Genomic DNA, 17,162 nt, shown 5'->3' with positions numbered 1-17,162 from the left:
GGGAAGGGTTGGACACAAACCAGCTCACCTTTTTCACCGACAACCGGTTGGCCCTGGTCGTTATAGACCTGTACATCCATCCCCAAGCCCCGGCACTGCAATTGGCCGCGATACACGGGGCGTATTGGGCAGCCCAAAGCAAAGCAGGAAATAATGTCGGTGCCCCCGGAAATCGATGCCAGCAAGAGGTCTTCCTTGATTTCGCGGTAGACATAATCAAAGGATTCATGGGATAGAGGAGAGCCGGTAGACAGCAGGGCTCTTAGTTTGGATAGGTCATGGGTTTTACCCGGCTGGAGTCCGGCTTTTTCACAGGCGGCAATATACTTGGCACTGGTGCCGAATACAGTAATGCCTTCACGCTCAGCGACATCCCATAGTGCCTTGGGTTCGGGTGCAAAGGGGGAGCCATCAAAGAGCACCAGGGAGGCGCCTACGGCTAAACCGGAGACCAGCCAATTCCACATCATCCAGCCGCAAGTCGTGTAGTAAAAGAGTACATCTTTCTGAGTCAGGTCGGTATGCAGTTGGTGTTCTTTCAGGTGTTGCAGCAGGGTGCCGCCGGCTGAGTGAACAATACACTTGGGCACCCCCGTGGTGCCGGAGGAGTACATGATGTAAAGCGGATGATCAAAGGGCAGTTCGGCAAAGTCGATTTCTTTGGCATCAGGAATGCGAAAATCATCCCAGAGGCTGGCTTTACTCACCGAGGTAATTTCAGGATGAGCATTCAGATAGGGGAAAACCACCACCTGTTCCAGCCCGTCCAGGGCTTCAGCAATTTCCGCTACCTGCGGCAGGCTGTTAATGCGCTTGCCGTTATAGAGGTAGCCATCCGTAGCAAAAAGGACTTTAGGCTCAATCTGTCCAAAGCGATCCAGCACGCCGTTAAAACCAAAGTCTGGTGAGCAGGAGGACCAGATGGCACCCAGGCTGGTCGCAGCCAGCATGGCAATCAGGGCATAGTGGCAGTTGGGTACAAAACCGGCGACTCTATCTCCAGGACCCACCCCCATTTTTTCTAGGGCCAGGGCAATCTGAGCGACCTGATCATAGAGTTCGGCATGGGTCAGGGAGGTGCGCTGACCATCTTCACGCAGGGAAACCACTGCCTGGCGGTCATCTCGAAAGCGCAGCAGGTTCTCCGCAAAATTCAGCCGCGCTTCTGGAAACCAGCGGGCGCCGGGCATCTTGTCCGGGTTGTCCAACACTCGGCTGCCTTGGTCAGAAGCAACGACTTCGGAAAATTCCCAAACCAGCTCCCAGAATTCCTGGTTGTTATCAACACTCCAGGCAAAGAGGTCATCATAGTTACTATGCTTTTGCTCATAACGCTGGTTCACCAAAGCCATGAAAACTTTTAGCTGACTGGCTTGTATGGATGAGGCTTCAGGAACCCACAAGGGCTGCTGCATGTTCTTCTCCTTCAAATAAACGCATTGAATAAATGGTTAGGAAATATGGAATCTGGCTAAGCCCTGATTGAGATGATCCGCTTTTTGATGCAGCTCACGAGTAAATTCCAGCAGCGTCTCAACTCTTGATTGCTGTTGAGTGACCAAACCGGCAACCTGCTCCATATCAGCAGCCATACCACCCGTGGTATCAGCCACTTCAGTCACTGAGTTTTTGACTTCATTCATACGCTGGGAGGAATCACTACTGGCTTTTTGAATACTGACCACAGCATCCAGAGCTTCACGACCCCGACTGCGACCTACAGAAACCTGCTCACGGGCCTGTTCAACGGAAGTAATTGTGCTTTGAGTATCACGCTGAATACCGCTAATACGGCCATCGATATCGCGGGTTGCATCAGCGGTTTGTTCCGCCAGAGTGCGTATCTCATCCGCCACTACCGCAAAGCCTCTTCCGGCTTCGCCAACTCGGGCTGCCTCTATAGCAGCGTTCAGCGCCAACAGGTTGGTTTGCTCGGCAATACCGTTAATCAATTCCAGTACGCCGCCTATTTCTTCAGAGTGACGACCCAGGTGGCCGACACGCTCATCAATTTCCTGCATATGCGCAGTAATGTTTTCCAGGATTTCTATGGCCTGTTGAATCACTTCGCCGCCCTGATTGGCTGCCTGATCGGTATGGCCTGCTGCAGCTTCAACATCTCTGGCGGCTTCAGCCATTTGATCGGTGGTGGCATTGATTTCTTCCATCGAAGCAGCCAGCAAATCGCTGCGTCCCTGAAGTTGTTTGCCCGCATCACCCAAACCAGCAATCTGCTCTTCCATAGCATTAGCCATGGTTAAAAGCTGTTGGTTACTGGTGTTCAAATCACTGACCAGTCCGGTCAAGGACTCCACGGTACGGTTCACACCAATGGCCAGTTGATCAAATTCATCACGCCCGTCACCCACCCCCAGACGCTCACGCAGATCACCGGCAGCGACCTGCTGTAAAAAGCCAAGTAGCTCGGCGCTGCGGCGGGTCAGGCGACGATTCAGGAAAATCACCACCGCCGCCAACACAAGGGTGATCGCCAGGCCAGTGACCAGCATCAGGCGTTGCTGATTGGTAGCCTGAGCTTCTGCGGTTTGTTCGGCACTTTGCAGTTGTGAACCTGCGGTTTCACGTGCCTGCTGATTAATCCCAGCAATCAAGTCTTCACGCAGCTGCATTAAATTTTCACTTTGCTGACGAAAATCCAAACGCAGCGTAATCAGTTGCTGGCTGGAAGCATCATAGGCTTGAATTTGCTCGGCAAAATCTTCGTAAAAACCGATGCGCTCCAAATGCGCAACAAAGCTTTCTATGCCTTCCCGCCAGGCCTGAATAGTGGCCTCACTGGGCGAAATGAAGAAATCCTTTTCCAGATTGCGTACATCAGCAAAGCGCGAAACCAGTGCCGATAAACCAAACAGCTCTTCATACAGCTCGGTAGCGGCCAGATTCAAATTACCCTGGGCACCGAGGCTGGAATCCAGACCAAAAGCCACCTGCGCAGCCAGGGTTTGCTGTAGCTGATCCTGAAAGTCACTACTCAACTCATAAAGCTGAGCTTCCTGCTCTCCCAACACCCGCTCCAATTGTGCAGGCAGTTCTTGTAAACGCTCTTGAAAAGCGGTTTGTTCCTCTTCAACCAGATTTTCCCGCCACAGCTCCAGCTGCAGAATTTCTGCTTCCAGAGCCAGCATATCCAGGCCTCGGTTGGCCGTGGCAGCCACTTCTGAGAAAGCCCGGTTTTGCTGGTGGAGGCCATACAAACCCGTGCTTATCAGAGTCACCAGACCAGCAACCAAAAGGATTAGCAGCCCCCAAAGAGCTTGCTTAAAAGAGAGATTCAACAGCATAAACTCACCTAATTTTTGTTGTTTTAGGGCGCAGGAATCCCTGGCTGGCTCAGAATTGCAAAATCCTGGCTGGCCAAACCTGAAAATATTTAGGGAAACTTCGGGTACTTATTGCGTGGTATAACCACCATCGATGACAACTGCCTGACCGGTAATCCCGCGGCCCCGGCCACTGGCCAGGAAGAGACAGTAGTCCGCTATTTCACGCGGCTCCAACAGGCGTCTTTGTGGAACCAAGGGGTAAATCACCTCTTCCAGTACCTTTTCCAGAGGCACCCCTCGGGTTCGGGCCAAGTCATTCAATTGACCCCGAACCATGGCGGTATCCACATACCCCGGACACAGGGCATTAACCGTGATGCCATGGGGGGCACCCTCCAAAGCGGCTACCTTGGTCAGGCCGATGACCCCATGCTTGGCCGAGTTGTAACCCGCTTTGCCAGAAAAGCCGACCAAACCGTTAATGGAAGCCAGGTTGATAATTCGACCTCCCTGCTGTTTTTTCATCACTGGAAAGACCTGCTTCATAGTGAGGAAGGGGGCAACCAGCATAATATCTAACAGCTTGCGGAACTTATCCGAAGGAAAGTCTTCCAGCGGGGCTACATGCTGTAGCCCGGCATTGTTGATGAGAACATCCAACCCACCAAACTGATTAACTACCTGGTCAACGGCCGACTGAAGAGCAGCTTCGTCAGTGACATCACAGGCCAAGCCCATGCGATCAGTGCCTTCACCGCCCAGTCGATCGAGGGCTTCTTTTAAAGCCTCCTGATCCAGATCCAAAATCGCCACGCGGGCGCCTTCTTCCAAGAAGGCGCGAGCCACCTCAAAGCCAATGCCCTTGGCTGCGCCAGTGATGAGTACACGTTTACCCGACATACTAGACCTCTCACTCATATTATTTTTTTAAATTAGCCCTGGCAGCCATAGCACTATGGCGGGAAAGGCAATGCACAGCAGCAGACCGGTTAGTTGCAGCAATACATAGGGAATAATGGATTTATAAATCGTGGTGATTTTCACCTGCCCATTGGTAATCCCCTTCAAATAAAAGAGCGCATAACCAAACGGGGGGGTCAAAAAGCTGGTTTGCAGGTTGATGGCCATCAAAATGGCGAACCAAACCAGAGTTGCCTGAGTGCTCATGCCAAAGTCCATCAGGCCAATGACCGGCAACAGAATAGGCAAGATGACGTAGCTGATTTCAATCCATTCCAAAAAGAAGCCCAGAATAAAGATCAGCACCATGATGGCCAGCAGCAGGCCGTAAGAACCCAGACCTGTCGCATCAAACAGATCCAAGATCATGTAATCACCACCCAGACGCTTGAAGATCAAGCTGAAAGCCGTTGCAGTGATGACAATAAAAATAATCATTGCGGTGGTTTTGGCAGTGTCATAACAGACATCGCGCAGGGTGGTATAGGTTAACTTGCGTGCCACCACGGCCAGGAAGATAGCACCCAACGCACCTATCGCAGCAGCTTCGGTTGGCGTGGCAATCCCCATCATGATCGAGCCTAGAACCGTGACCATCAGAAACACCGGCCCCACCAGGTCACGTGTTAGCGCCAAGGCCAGGGGTGTTTTGTCATGATCCACAGCATCCGTATCAGCCAGTGGCATCCAATCAGGCTTTAAACGTCCCATAATCAATAGATAAGCAATGTACAAGACACCCAGCATCAAGCCGGGAATCAGGGCTGCTTTAAAAAGGTTGCCGACGGATACCTGCATGATGGAGCCGATCAACACCAACATGATGGACGGTGGAATTAAGATACCCAGGGTGCCTGAAGCCGCAATGACGCCACAGGCCATTTCTGGTTTGTAGTTCTGCTTGAGCATGACCGGTAAGGCCAGCAAACCCAGCATCACCACCGAGGCACCGACAATACCGGTACTGGCCGCCATAACCACGCCCAGCAGGGCAACAGAAATGGCCAAACCACCGCGCACTCGCCCAAAGAGCCTTTGCAAAGTAAGCAGTAGGCGACTGGCTACTCCCGATTTTTCCAGCATCAGGCCCATAAACACGAACAGCGGAATAGCAATGTAGAGCCAGTTTTCCAGTACACCGCCATAAATCCGGGAACCCATCATTCCTAAGAAAGGCAGAGGGACATCACCGATGAGTGCAAAAATAATTGCCAGGCCGCCCAGAATAAAAGCCACGGGATAGCCTGTAAAAATCCCAATAAACAGGAAGACCACCATTAAAATCGGCAGCAGGTATTCAGCGAACATGGAAAGGCTCCTTTTCTGCCAATTTAGGATCCAGAATGGCTGCCAGACTGGCTAAAATTCGTCCAAAGGCATTCAATGCCAGAAAGAACAAACCCACAGCCAAAGCACCCTTGATCAAGTAGCGTTGGCCTAGGCCACCAAAATTGGATCTCTCTCCAGACATAAAACTCATCTCCACCTGAGGCCAGTAGAGGTAGGCCACAAACAGGCAAAAGGGAATTAACAAGAAGATATGCCCCAACAAGTCAACAGCATGCTTCACTCGCGCTGGAAAGCGACTATAAAAAAGGTCAACACGCACATGACCATTGGTATGCAGTGCATAGGTCGAGGCAAAGAGCACAAAAATACCGTAGAGATACCATTGCAACTCAGTTGCCGAGTTGATGGTGAAGGCACGCTGGAATAGAAAGACCCGATTCTCCCAACGGAAGAGTTCATTCATCCCCAGAGCATTCATTATGACAGTCAGCATGACAGCAGCTATGACCGCCAGAACGAGCCAGCTGGTCAAGCGCCCCACCCAGATCCCGGCCCCTATAAGGGGACGGGATGCCAAGTCCAGGGCCGCCGCCACACGTAGGTGAACGGCGGCTTTCATTATGGCAGCTCCTGAAGTTCGTACCACTCTTCGATCAGCTTGGCATGAGCCATAAGCGACTCATAGGCTTCACGAAACTCGGGGTTTTCGTTCATTTCGTCTTCAACAACTTCTTCCCAGGCTGCTTCGAGGTTTTTCAGGGTTTCGTCATCAAAGCGGCGCACATCAATACCACTGCGTTCCTGCATTTTCGCCAGAGTCAGCATCTGCTGATGAGGCGCTTCGGTCATTGACCAGGCCAGGGTTGAGCGACAAGCGGTTTCAAACTGCTTTTGTTGGGTTTCTGAATACTGATTCCAGACGTTCTGGTTAATGATCAGTGAGAACCAGCTTGCTGATTGGTGCCAGCCAGGGAAGTAGTAGTAGCTGGTGATCTCATCAAAGCCCATCACCTCATCAACCTGAGGAACCGAGAATTCAGCACCATCAATACGCCCGCGCTCCAAAGCCAAGAAGATTTCACCGCCCGGAATCAGCTGGGTGGAAGCACCAAATTTGTTGAGAACCCGCGCACCCAGACCGGAGATACGGAAACGCAGACCATCAAAGTCATCAACCGAGTTAATTTCTTTGTTATAGAAACCACCGGTTTCCTGAGGGGAGACAAAGCAAGGCAAAACCTTGATGTTGTAGTTGTCATACTGGGCTTGGATATATTCAGTGCCACCACCCGACCACATCCAGGAAGCAAAGGCTTCAGGCGTCGGACCAAAAGGTAAGGCGCCATAAAGATTCAACAGAGGAATGGTTCCCGCCCAGTAGCCCATCCAGTCCCAGCCTGCATCTACTGCGCCACTGGAAACGGCATTGAAAACTTCAAAAGGCGGCACCAGGTCGCCTGGTTCATAGACACGGAAACTAATTTTGCCATCAGAGGCAACATTGATTTCATCCGCCATAAATTGAGCGCCAGCACCCAAGAAATTGCTGGTATCGAATACACTGGCAACATCGATTCTGCGTGGCCCATCAGCCATAGCAACGGAGGAGACAGTCAAGCAGGTTGCAGTTAAGGCAGCACCCACTGCAGCCGCGAGAGGCTTCTTGATCATAAGTGTTACTCCACTTTTTTATGTTTGTTGTCTTTTAGAGTACAACCGCGTTAACGGTTATCGAATAGACTACAAGAAGCCTGCCAACATCAATATTTATATTAAAATTCAATTGGTTATTAAAATTATTGACGTTAACGTAAACTGATTTAGATCAAACTACGGGGTTTTATTCCGACTTTTCGGAAAAAATAACTAAATTAACGGGTTTAAAGGGGCTGCATCCTTCCGAAATTCCGGAAGCCTTCCGAAATTCCGGAAAACTACTCGTCCACAGCCGCCTTATAGCGTGACAGCTTGTCGTAAAGCGTTGTTTTGCCAATTCCAAGCACCTTAGCCGCCAAGAGTCGATTACCATCACAAGCGGCCAGGGCCTCTTCAAGAATTTCTTTTTCAGCTTGTGCCAGTTTTTCTTTTAAAGTACCCGAAAAAACCGGTACTGACGTAGCATTGGTTCTCAAAGAAAGAGTTTCCGGCAGGGCGTTTAAAGAAATTTTATGGCCCTGACTCAGATAAAAAGCACTTTCTAAAGCATTTTCCATTTCTCGCACATTACCGGGCCAGGCATACTCAAGCATCCGGGTTAATGCTTGAGCCGTTAGCTTGGGTGCACGTCGTCCCGTCCGGTTAGCCAGCCTTTGCAAAAAATGCTCTGCCAAAGCCGGGATATCCTCTCTTCTTTCTCTTAGTGGCGGCAGCTCCAAAGACACCACGTTGATACGGTAATAAAGATCTTCCCGAAACTCACCTTGCTCAACCAGTTTTTCCAAAGGCTGATGGGTTGCTGCAATTAAGCGCACATCAACCTTGATCAACCGATTGGAGCCTACAGCTTCTACTTCTCTATCCTGAAGAACCCTTAGCAGCTTAACCTGCATGCTCAAGGGCATATCTCCAATTTCATCCAGGAATAGGGTTCCACCGTCGGCCAGCTGAAATTTACCCTGCTTACCCCCTTTGCGTGCACCGGTAAAAGCACCCTCTTCATAACCAAAAAGTTCGGCTTCCAAAAGGTTTTCCGGAATAGCTGCACAGTTGATTTTCACAAAAGGAGATCTGGAGCGCTCAGAAAGCCGATGCAAAGCATGGGCATAGAGTTCCTTCCCTGTACCCGATTCGCCACGGATTAGCACTGAAGCATCACCAGCAGCCACTTTTTTGATTTTCTCATTGACCCGGCGTATTTGCGGGCTGCGCCCTATAAGGTCACCCAGGCTAAAGCGCGCTCCAGTTTGCTCTTTATCCAAAACCTGACGGTAAAAATCCAATTCAGAAACCAGGGATTTGATTTGTGCATTCATTTGACGCCATTCATGGGTATCATGAAAAAGCACCGAACCCACCGCACCTATAACTTTTCCCTGTTGACGAATCGGATAGCGGTTGGCAATCATGTGCCGCCCCTGAAGCTCTTGCAAGCGAGACAGCTCTGGCTGGCCACTTTCCACGACCCTATGCATCTGGGTGTTTTCAATCACATCTACGATGGGACGACCGTAAACTTCTTCACGCTTAACCCCCAAAAACTGGGCATAGGGGCGATTCAAAAAAACAATTCGCGCCTCAGCATCAACAATAACCATCCACTCATCCAAAGCATCCATGGCTTCAGTAATTAACTGAGGTGCCTGTTGATTTTTTGTATTTGTCATAAATCTCTCTGAATCAAACAACCCAATAAAAAATTCATTCTAACCCGAAGCAGCCTTGACCGCTTAGACCAGCAAGTCTAAAATCGCCAGACTCGCCAGTCCACTCTGGCCTTTTCTGTGCTCGTCATGAATGCCCTGGAGAAACCTGCATGTCTTTTGCCACTCTGTCTCGTAACAGCCTGAAGCTGTCGGCCCTCTTTCTGCCTCTGGCTTTTCTTATAGGTTGTAGTACCGACGAGAGCGCCAGTGAACAGGCCGCCGAGGCCCAGCAACAAAGACCCCCGGCTCCGGTCACTATTGCCCCTATTGAGGTGCGTGATGTCAACGTCACTGTTGATTATGCGGGCCGGGTCAGGGGTTCTCGCCAAATTGAAGTTCGCGCCCGTGTCGGCGGCATTCTGGAAGAGCGCCTCTACGTCGAGGGCCAGCAGGTTGAAGAGGGCGCGCCTCTATTTCAACTTGACCCAGAACCCTATCAGATCGCTCTGCAATTGGCCGAAGCCAATGAACGTAATGCCCGAGCCAACCTGGATCAAGCGCGCCGTGAACTACGCCGTGTCGCTGATCTTTATGAGCGTAACTCCATTAGTCAACGGGAAAGGGACCAGGCACTAACCGCCGTTGAACTTGCAGAATCCAGCCTCGCCCAAACCCAGGCAGCTGTTGCTGATGCCCGTCGTAACCTGCGCTATACGCGAGTGACTGCACCGATTAGCGGTATCACCGGCATGGAAACTCTTTCTGAAGGCAGCCTGCTCAACAGTGGCAGCCTGCTAACCAGCATCACTCAGAAAGACCCCGCTCATGTGCGCTTTTCTCTTCCGGAAAATGATGCTGCCGTTCAGCGCTTGGCCCGTCAGGCCCGTTCAGAAACCAATAACGGCCACCTCTATTCGGTTTTCCTGCAATTACCTGATGGCAGTGAGTTTGAGCACGAGGGCAAGGTCAACTTTACCGACAGCAGCATAGATGCCCGTACCGGCAGTGTTTCCGCCAGAGCTGTCTTTCCCAATCCGGAAGGAGTGCTTATTCCCGGCCAATTTGTTCGTGTCTCCCTGGTGCTGCAAACCTTTGAAGACGCTGTAGTTATTCCGCAAACAGCCGTGATTGAAGGCTCTCAGGGCACTCAGGTCTTTGTGCTGGCTGAAGACAATAAAGCCGAAGCCAGAGCTGTCGAGCTGGGACCCGTCACCAATGGCAAGCAGGTGATTCTCAGCGGCCTGCAGGCTGGCGAGCAACTGATTATCAATGGACAGGTTGCTCTTCACGACGGTGCTGCTGTTCAGGTCACCAATGCACCGGACGAGGAAGAATAAACCATGCTGCGTTTTTTCATTGACCGGCCGATTTTTTCTTCGGTCATCTCCATCATCATCATCCTTGCGGGTCTGGCTGCTCTGCGCATACTGCCCGTTGAGCAGTACCCCAATGTGGCTCCGCCGCAGATCCAGGTTACCGCCAGCTACCCAGGTGCCAGCGCTGAAGTTCTTTCCCAAGCTGTGGCTGCGCCTCTAGAGCAGGAAATTAATGGTGTTGATAACCTCCTGTATATGGAGTCGACCAGCACTGATGCTGGCAGCCTAAGCATTACCCTGACCTTTGAAATGGGTACAGATCCGGACCAGGCGACGATCAACGTCAATAACCGGGTGCAAAGTGCCCTGCCCCGAATGCCACAAAGGGTCAGAGAGCTGGGAGTCAGGGTTCAGGCACGTTCAACTGATATTCTCCTGGTTGCTGTCCTCAACTCCCCGGACAGCTCACGTGACCCTCTGTTCATCAGTAACTATGCGCTGCTCAATGTCATTGATGAACTGGTGCGCTTGCCAGGCGTTGGCGAAGCCAGCCTCTTTGGTGCCCAGGACTATGCCATGCGTGTCTGGTTGCGCCCCGATAAATTGGCTCAGTTTGATTTAACACCTGCCGATGTAGCCGCAGCCCTGCGCGAACAAAACGCCCAGTTTGCTGCCGGTCAGCTGGGGGCTGAACCCTCACCTGTCGATCAGGCCTTTACCTTTACTGTGGCTGCTCCAGGGCAGCTGGCCAGCCCAGAAGAGTTCGAACAGGTAATCCTGCGTGCCGACCAGGATGGTGGCACCCTACGCCTGGGTGACGTTGCTCGGGTTGAGTTGGGCTCCCAGCGCTATGATTTCTCTGCTACCTATAATGGCGAAGCTGCTGTGCCCTTGGCCGTTTATCTTCAGCCTGGTGCCAATGCACTGGATACTGCAGATCTGGTCCGAGAGGCCCTAGAAGATATCGGTGGACGTTTTCCGGAAGGCCTAAGCTACACCATTCCTTATGACACCACTGAATTCGTACAGATTTCGATTCGTGAAGTCATTATCACCCTGTTGATTGCTGTTGCTTTGGTCATCGCCATCACCTTCCTTTTCCTCCAGCATATTCGGGCCACCCTCATCCCTGTAGCGGCTATTCCGGTTTCTCTGATCGGCACCTTCGCAGGCATGCTGCTAATGGGTTTCAGTATCAACCTGCTGACCCTTTTCGGACTGGTGCTGGCCATAGGTATTGTGGTGGATAATGCCATTATTGTTATGGAAAACGTTGAACGCCTGATGCATGAACAGGCGATGAAGGCGCGAGAAGCATCTATAGAAACCATGAAACAGGTTGCCGGAGCCGTGGTTTCTTCCACCCTAGTCCTGGTCGCGGTTTTTGCTCCTGTTGCCTTCCTGGAAGGCCTAACCGGCGAGCTTTACCGCCAGTTTGCAGTCACCATTGCCGTATCGGTTGTGGTCTCGGGCATCGTCGCTCTGACGCTGACCCCTGCCATGTGTGCCCTGCTGCTCGACAAGGAGCCGAAAACGCTGGCCAAGCCCTTCCAGTGGTTCAACAAGGGGTTTGATTGGATTACCCGTGGCTTCGTCGGCATTGTCAGCTTCCTGCTAAGACAAAGAGTTTTAGGGGTCAGTCTTTTTGTTGGCTTTTTAGTGCTGACTGCCTTCTTTATTCAACGCTTACCCGATGGTTTGGTGCCTCAGGAAGATCAGGGTGTAGCTCTGGTGGTTGGCCAGCTTCCACCCGTTTCAGCCTTGCCCAGAACCGAAGCCGTGCGCGACCAGTTGGCAGCCCAATTGGTGCAGCTACCAGAGGTTCAGGAATTTACCGCCATGGCAGGCTTTGACATCATCGCCGGTTCTTTAAGAACCAATGCCCTCTTGGGTTTTGCCAACCTGACCGATTGGAGTGAACGCCCTCGTCCCGATCAGCATGCGGCTGCCGTTGCCGGTCAAATTATGGGCATGGGCTTTGGAATTCAGGATGCCAATATCTTTGCTTTTACCCCGCCACCGATTCAGGGTCTTTCTCTGACCGGGGGTGTTGAAGGCTATCTGCAGGTGCGTGAAGATGCCAGCATCCATGAAATTCAGGAATTAGCGGGCCGTGTTGCTCAAGCAGCGAACCAGCGTCCGGAATTGGTTAATGCACGCACCACGCTAGATACCAATATTCCACGCTATGAGGCCAAAATAGATCGGGAAAAAACCAAGGCCCTGGGCGTTTCCATGGACCAGGTTTTTGCCGCTATGCAAAGCACCTTTGGTTCCATGTATGTCAATGATTTCTCCTATCTGGGCAGACTTTGGCAGGTCAGCATGCAGTCCGAAGGCGATTTCCGCAGCCATCCAGATGACCTGCGCAAGGTTTTTGTTCGCTCTCAAACAGGCGAACTGATTCCGCTGAGTTCTCTGATCACGCTGGAGCGGACTCGGGGTGCAGATATCTTGAACCGTTTTAATATCTATCCGGCCGCCAAACTCATGGCTGATCCAGCACCTGGCTATACTTCTGCGCAAGCAAAAGAAGCCCTGGAAGCCGTTGCGGCCGAAATTAGTCAGGATAGAGATACCCTGCTCGGCTGGATCGGTGAAGCCTACCAGTTGGACGTTGCCGGGGGCACAGGTGTGGCTGCTTTTGCCATGGGTTTGCTAGCTGTCTTCCTGATTCTTGCAGCCCAGTATGAGCGTTGGACACTGCCACTGGCCGTTGCTTCAGCAGTCCCCTTTGGTGTTCTGGGTGCCGCCTTCTTCTCCTGGATGCGAGGCTTCCCCAACGACATCTACTTCCAGGTCGGGCTCTTGGTGTTGATCGGTCTGGCAGCCAAGAATGCTATCCTGATCGTTGAGTTCGCGGCTCAAAACCGCCGCAATGGAATGACTTCAACGGAAGCCGCCACGACTGCAGCCCGCCAGCGTTTCCGCGCCATCATCATGACCGCCCTGACCTTCATCATCGGCACCCTGCCGCTAGTCTTTGCAACAGGTGCAGGTGCAGCTAGCCGTCAGGAAATCGGCACCGTCGTGGTAGGCGGCATGATCTTCGCCAGCACCCTGGCCCTGATCTTTGTGCCGCTGATGTACAAGCTGTTTGATGATCTGGCCACCTGGCAACAAGAGCGCAAGGCTGCTCGCAAAGCCGCTCGCAGCGCCAGCTAACAGTAAGACACTAAAAAGCCCGGCTCACCTTTGAAGTGGCCGGGCTTTTTTTGATCTATCTAATAGTAGCTGGGATCTTCAGGATTCGGTCGGGTTTTAAAACGCCGATGCATCCATAAGTACTGCTCAGGATGAACCCGAATCATTTCTTCGATCACCTGATTTACTTGCGTGGCATCTGCCACCTCATCACCGGAAGGGAAGTTTGCCAGCGGCGGCAGGTATTCCAGCGTATAGCTGGCATTATCCGGATTACGGTGCATACGCAAAGGTAAAACCGGAGCACCCGTCATACGTGCAATCCTGGCCGTCATGGTAATACTGGCTGCTTCCACTCCGAAAAAAGGCGCAAAAACACTGACCTTGCGGCCAAAATCCTGATCCGGAGAATACCAAACCGCGTGGCCCTTTTTAATGCGTCTGACCAGACTTTTCAAATCCTTTTGGGGCACCAAGTAATCAAAGTGCTGTTCACGGCCCTTGCGAATAAAACGATCAAAAACCGGGTTCTTATGAGGCTTGTAGATAGCATCACCGGGATAAAAAAGTCCATGCAGGGCACCACCAAAATCCAGCACTGAGAAGTGAGCACCGACAACCAGCACACCCTTGCCTTCCGCCAGAGCAGCATCCATGTATTCACGACCCTTAAAGGTCACCTTGTCTTTCATGAAATCCACTTTCCTGACCAGGCTGGTTGCCACTTCCATAAAGCCCAGGCCATTGGCAATAAAGGTTTCCCTGACAAAGCGCTTTTGCTCTTGCTCTGAAAGCTCAGGGAAAGCCAGACGCACATTCACCTCGGTAAAGTGGCGTCTTTCTTTGGCAAAGGTTAAGGCTAGGTGGCCAACACCCTTACCAAGAGCAACTTTAGCTTTCCAGGGTAGCCAGGCACACACATGCAAAGCCCCGATACCCAACCAGGTTGGCCAGTAGCGGGGATGCAAAGTATTGGGGGGGTATTTTTTTTTGGCCATCAGCTCTCTGTCGATTGCAGCCAGGTATTCAGTTCACGCAGATCCGCAACGGTCAGCTTGCCAGCAACCCGTTTGAGACGCAGTTGGTTAACAACATAATCATAGCGTGCAGCATCATGATCACGTATTGCTGACCAGAGGGCACGCTCGGCGTTGAGCACATCCACGATGTTACGGGTGCCCACTTCGTAGCCAGAACGAGTCGCTTCCAATGCACTTTCCGCTGAACGTATTGCCTGCTGGCGAGCCTGAACGGTCAGAACATCCGTATTGACCTGGGTGAAGAGACTACGGGTTTGCTGGAGTATCTGGCGACGCGCCAGATCACCGCCTGAACGTGCCTCTTCAAGTGCAAAGCTGCCTTCACGGATCTGGGCACTGGTACGGCCACCACCATAGAGTTCTACCTCAGCGCGGATACCAAAGACAGTGACTGAGTCTGGGCGACCACCAACCGCGCTGGGCTCTGAATTATCCGTATAATAGGAACCATAGGCAGCAACCGTTGGCCAGTGCCCGGCACGGTTGCCCTTGAGGCTTTGCTCGGCAGCCTGAATCTGAGCTTCAGCCTGACGCAGAACCAGGTTATTGTACAGGGCTTCATCGACCCAAGTCTGGCGGTCACTTGGTACAGGTTCAGTGATTGGCATTTCTGGGTTCAAGGTGGCAACCCGGTCATAGCGCTGGCCGGTCAACTGCTCAAGATCTTCATAACTGATCATCAAGGCCCCTTCAGCACCAATACGCGCAGCCCTTACCGAGTCAAAAGCAGCCTGGGCTTCCAGCACATCGGTAATGGCTATAAGGCCCACTTCATGCTGCTCTCGAACCTGCTCAAGCTGACGCTGGATGGCTCTTTCTTCCGCCTCCAGAGTACGTAGGTTATCTTCAGCCCTGAGAACCGAAAAATAGGCTTCAGAAGCGCGCAGCAACAATTCCTGTTCAGCATCACGATACTGGGCTTCGGCAACGCTAAAGGCCTGAGCCGCAGCCGTCCGACCATACCAAGCCTGACCACTGAAAAGAACTTGTTGCGCTTCCAGAGTCAGTGCCAGGTTAGTATCTGCATCCTGACCATCAGGGTCCTGGCGTCGCCAATCACCACTGGCGGTAATACTGGGTAAGAGGGCAGAATCAGCCTGTCTCATCTGGGCACGTGCCTGCTCCAAACGGGCCTTTTCGATAGCCAGCTCGGCATCTTCCTGTAAAGCATCCTCGTAAACCTGCATTAATTTGGCGGCTTGCAATGTTGAAGCCAACATTAAAATCGCCAAACCGGCTAGTATTCTTCTCAGGTACATGAAATACACCCTCTGGTTCCTGAATAAAAAGGCTGATTAGACCGGCTAGTCTATATCAGCCTGAAAAAAGCGTCCAGCAGATTCAACTCTGACTGGTCAGGGAGTCCAACTGGGTTAAAAGCCCACTGGTTAACTGACCCTGCAGCTCTTGATTGAATTTTTCAGCTGATAACATGTGCTCGTACATCAACTGCCTGACCTGCTCGGTGGATTCCTCCCGAAAAGCCACCAGAAGTTTACGGTGATACTCCAGGTTATCCTTGGAAAACTCAACCTGTTCAGGCAGATGTACCTTTTGATAAATCACCAGATCCTTGATCAAATCATTCAAAAAACGACCAATAAAAGCTAATAGCGGATCAGGGCAGCGTTCGGCAAGCACCGAGTGAAAATCCAACTCGGCAATCCGCTGCTGCAGCCGTTCTTCCAGGCTTTGCGGTGGCTGGGCACACTGCTCGGTCAACTGCTCCAACAGCGACAGATCTTCTTCGGTCAAACGGCCCACGACCAAGGCAGCCAATTCAGGCTCCACCAATTTGCGCAACCGATAGATATCCGGGCCTGTTGGGTAATGAAAATGCAGGTAATTGCGTAACAATTGGGAAGCCAAGGGATAGGGCACACTGGCCAAAACCGCTCCGCCTTTAGGACCCGTTTTCAAACGAATCAGCCCCTGCACTTCCAGCGATTTAAGGGCTTCACGAACCGTCCCTTTTGAGCATTCAAAAAGCTCCATAAGCGCTTTTTCATTGGGCAGACGATCACCCGGCTGAATATCCTTGACTACTACCCAGCGCTTGACCGCTTCGACGATTTGGTCAGAGCGTTTCATTTTACGGGGTGACGACAAGCCTTCAAACTCTGTGTTCATGAATACCTACCCGCTGACCAAAGGGACAATTATAGCGATAAATAGAAGAGATTGCTGAAGATCACCTGGCGACTAAAGTTGTTCTTAGATTTCTTGATTCCCTGGCATACATGGATTAGTTTTGTTTTTTTAAGGAGACTAATGATGGCACGCCAATATATGACGCTTGGCTACTACTCTGGGTTTGATGATTTTTTCAAAGCCAAATTGGAAGTCATGGACTTTGAACAAAACCATGTTTGGGGCGATACCAAACAGATTCGCGCCCTGGTACAAGAACAAAAGCTTAAAGATGAAAACGATCTCGAAGGCTTAGCCGAGCTATTAAGAGATGAGGGCTTGCTTCACCTGACAGGCCATTTGATATCCGGCTTAACAATGGATCTGGCTCTGCGTCACCTAAAAAGTATTGAGTTGCCACTGCGGGAAGATGAAAAACGCTTTGCGACTGCCTGGACCACAATTCACAAGCTACCCGCAACCCGCAGCGGCAAACTCAAGCGCCAGGTCAAGTTGCCTATAGGCACCTACCAGGAAGGCGCTGAAGTGCATCAAATCTTGCTCGACCTTAAACCCTCTTTCCCACTTTTTGATATCGACCTGGCACTGGAAGAGGGCGTCAACAAAATGCTCCTAATTCGCAGAGAAGACAACCTGGCTGAAACCTCCGACTCCAACCCCAGGCAATCAGCCTGA

General features: G+C 51.6%; 13 protein-coding genes. 3 read left to right on the top strand and 10 right to left on the bottom strand.

Annotated elements, in window-relative coordinates:
- The 7 genes from BM185_RS14000 to BM185_RS13970 form a co-directional block, all read right to left on the bottom strand.
- The coding region (locus BM185_RS14000) for an acetoacetate--CoA ligase (RefSeq protein WP_091965039.1) at window positions 1–1,415 on the bottom strand (1,415 nt) is incomplete at its 3' end.
- A gap of 36 nt (window positions 1,416–1,451) precedes the next feature.
- Window positions 1,452–3,302: a methyl-accepting chemotaxis protein gene (locus BM185_RS13995; protein WP_091965037.1), complete on the bottom strand. Its 1,851-nt coding sequence runs from the start codon at window positions 3,300–3,302 to the stop codon at window positions 1,452–1,454.
- 108 nt (window positions 3,303–3,410) lie between these two features.
- On the bottom strand, window positions 3,411–4,184 hold the full coding sequence (locus tag BM185_RS13990) for a 3-hydroxybutyrate dehydrogenase (RefSeq protein WP_091965035.1): 774 nt from the start codon (window positions 4,182–4,184) through the stop codon (window positions 3,411–3,413).
- Between the two features lie 27 nt (window positions 4,185–4,211).
- The gene (locus BM185_RS13985) at window positions 4,212–5,552 is read right to left on the bottom strand and encodes a TRAP transporter large permease (protein ID WP_091965033.1); all 1,341 of its coding nucleotides are present in this window, start codon (window positions 5,550–5,552) and stop codon (window positions 4,212–4,214) included.
- Window positions 5,542–6,153, bottom strand: coding sequence for a TRAP transporter small permease subunit (locus BM185_RS13980; protein ID WP_091965031.1), 612 nt, complete (start codon window positions 6,151–6,153; stop codon window positions 5,542–5,544). The genes BM185_RS13985 and BM185_RS13980 overlap by 11 nt, the downstream gene beginning before the upstream one ends.
- Window positions 6,153–7,205, bottom strand: a complete 1,053-nt coding sequence (locus BM185_RS13975; RefSeq protein ID WP_091965029.1) for a TRAP transporter substrate-binding protein — start codon at window positions 7,203–7,205, stop codon at window positions 6,153–6,155. Before BM185_RS13975 ends, BM185_RS13980 begins: the two co-directional genes overlap by 1 nt.
- Before the next feature lie 263 nt (window positions 7,206–7,468).
- Window positions 7,469–8,857: a sigma-54 interaction domain-containing protein gene (locus BM185_RS13970; protein WP_091965027.1), complete on the bottom strand. Its 1,389-nt coding sequence runs from the start codon at window positions 8,855–8,857 to the stop codon at window positions 7,469–7,471.
- Between the two features lie 149 nt (window positions 8,858–9,006).
- On the opposite strand from BM185_RS13970, the gene BM185_RS13965 reads away from it, so the two are divergent.
- Window positions 9,007–10,173: an efflux RND transporter periplasmic adaptor subunit gene (locus BM185_RS13965; protein ID WP_091965025.1), complete on the top strand. Its 1,167-nt coding sequence runs from the start codon at window positions 9,007–9,009 to the stop codon at window positions 10,171–10,173.
- 3 nt (window positions 10,174–10,176) lie between these two features.
- Window positions 10,177–13,317: an efflux RND transporter permease subunit gene (locus tag BM185_RS13960; protein ID WP_091965023.1), complete on the top strand. Its 3,141-nt coding sequence runs from the start codon at window positions 10,177–10,179 to the stop codon at window positions 13,315–13,317.
- A 59-nt stretch (window positions 13,318–13,376) separates the two neighbouring features.
- On the opposite strand, the gene lpxL is transcribed toward BM185_RS13960, so the two are convergent.
- The 3 genes from lpxL to BM185_RS13945 all read right to left on the bottom strand — a co-directional run bounded on the left by lpxL (window position 13,377) and on the right by BM185_RS13945 (window position 16,466).
- Window positions 13,377–14,294 (bottom strand): LpxL/LpxP family Kdo(2)-lipid IV(A) lauroyl/palmitoleoyl acyltransferase, encoded by a 918-nt coding sequence (gene lpxL, locus BM185_RS13955; RefSeq protein ID WP_091965021.1) that lies wholly within the window; start codon window positions 14,292–14,294, stop codon window positions 13,377–13,379.
- Window positions 14,294–15,556 (bottom strand): TolC family outer membrane protein, encoded by a 1,263-nt coding sequence (locus BM185_RS13950; protein ID WP_177203578.1) that lies wholly within the window; start codon window positions 15,554–15,556, stop codon window positions 14,294–14,296. The genes lpxL and BM185_RS13950 overlap by 1 nt, the downstream gene beginning before the upstream one ends.
- A 121-nt stretch (window positions 15,557–15,677) precedes the next feature.
- On the bottom strand, window positions 15,678–16,466 hold the full coding sequence (locus BM185_RS13945; RefSeq protein ID WP_091965016.1) for a FadR/GntR family transcriptional regulator: 789 nt from the start codon (window positions 16,464–16,466) through the stop codon (window positions 15,678–15,680).
- A gap of 141 nt (window positions 16,467–16,607) precedes the next feature.
- On the opposite strand from BM185_RS13945, the gene BM185_RS13940 reads away from it, so the two are divergent.
- Window positions 16,608–17,162: a hypothetical protein gene (locus BM185_RS13940; RefSeq protein WP_143089525.1), complete on the top strand. Its 555-nt coding sequence runs from the start codon at window positions 16,608–16,610 to the stop codon at window positions 17,160–17,162.

The sequence above is a fragment of the Marinospirillum celere genome (genome assembly GCF_900112235.1).
Taxonomy (GTDB): Bacteria; Pseudomonadota; Gammaproteobacteria; order Pseudomonadales; family Halomonadaceae; genus Marinospirillum; species Marinospirillum celere.
Note: the sequence above shows the minus strand (reverse complement) of the source record. Positions and strands in the feature narration are given on the sequence as shown.

What these genes read in the sequence shown, in the direction of transcription:
- BM185_RS13995 (WP_091965037.1), bottom strand. Translation starts at nt 3,302, where the DNA reads ATGCTGTTGAATCTCTCTTTTAAGCAAGCTCTTTGGGGGCTGCTAATC.
- BM185_RS13990 (WP_091965035.1), bottom strand. Translation starts at nt 4,184, where the DNA reads ATGTCGGGTAAACGTGTACTCATCACTGGCGCAGCCAAGGGCATTGGC.
- BM185_RS13985 (WP_091965033.1), bottom strand. Translation starts at nt 5,552, where the DNA reads ATGTTCGCTGAATACCTGCTGCCGATTTTAATGGTGGTCTTCCTGTTT.
- BM185_RS13980 (WP_091965031.1), bottom strand. Translation starts at nt 6,153, where the DNA reads ATGAAAGCCGCCGTTCACCTACGTGTGGCGGCGGCCCTGGACTTGGCA.
- BM185_RS13975 (WP_091965029.1), bottom strand. Translation starts at nt 7,205, where the DNA reads ATGATCAAGAAGCCTCTCGCGGCTGCAGTGGGTGCTGCCTTAACTGCA.
- BM185_RS13970 (WP_091965027.1), bottom strand. Translation starts at nt 8,857, where the DNA reads ATGACAAATACAAAAAATCAACAGGCACCTCAGTTAATTACTGAAGCC.
- BM185_RS13965 (WP_091965025.1), top strand. Translation starts at nt 9,007, where the DNA reads ATGTCTTTTGCCACTCTGTCTCGTAACAGCCTGAAGCTGTCGGCCCTC.
- BM185_RS13960 (WP_091965023.1), top strand. Translation starts at nt 10,177, where the DNA reads ATGCTGCGTTTTTTCATTGACCGGCCGATTTTTTCTTCGGTCATCTCC.
- lpxL (WP_091965021.1), bottom strand. Translation starts at nt 14,294, where the DNA reads ATGGCCAAAAAAAAATACCCCCCCAATACTTTGCATCCCCGCTACTGG.
- BM185_RS13950 (WP_177203578.1), bottom strand. Translation starts at nt 15,556, where the DNA reads ATGTTGGCTTCAACATTGCAAGCCGCCAAATTAATGCAGGTTTACGAG.
- BM185_RS13945 (WP_091965016.1), bottom strand. Translation starts at nt 16,466, where the DNA reads ATGAACACAGAGTTTGAAGGCTTGTCGTCACCCCGTAAAATGAAACGC.
- BM185_RS13940 (WP_143089525.1), top strand. Translation starts at nt 16,608, where the DNA reads ATGATGGCACGCCAATATATGACGCTTGGCTACTACTCTGGGTTTGAT.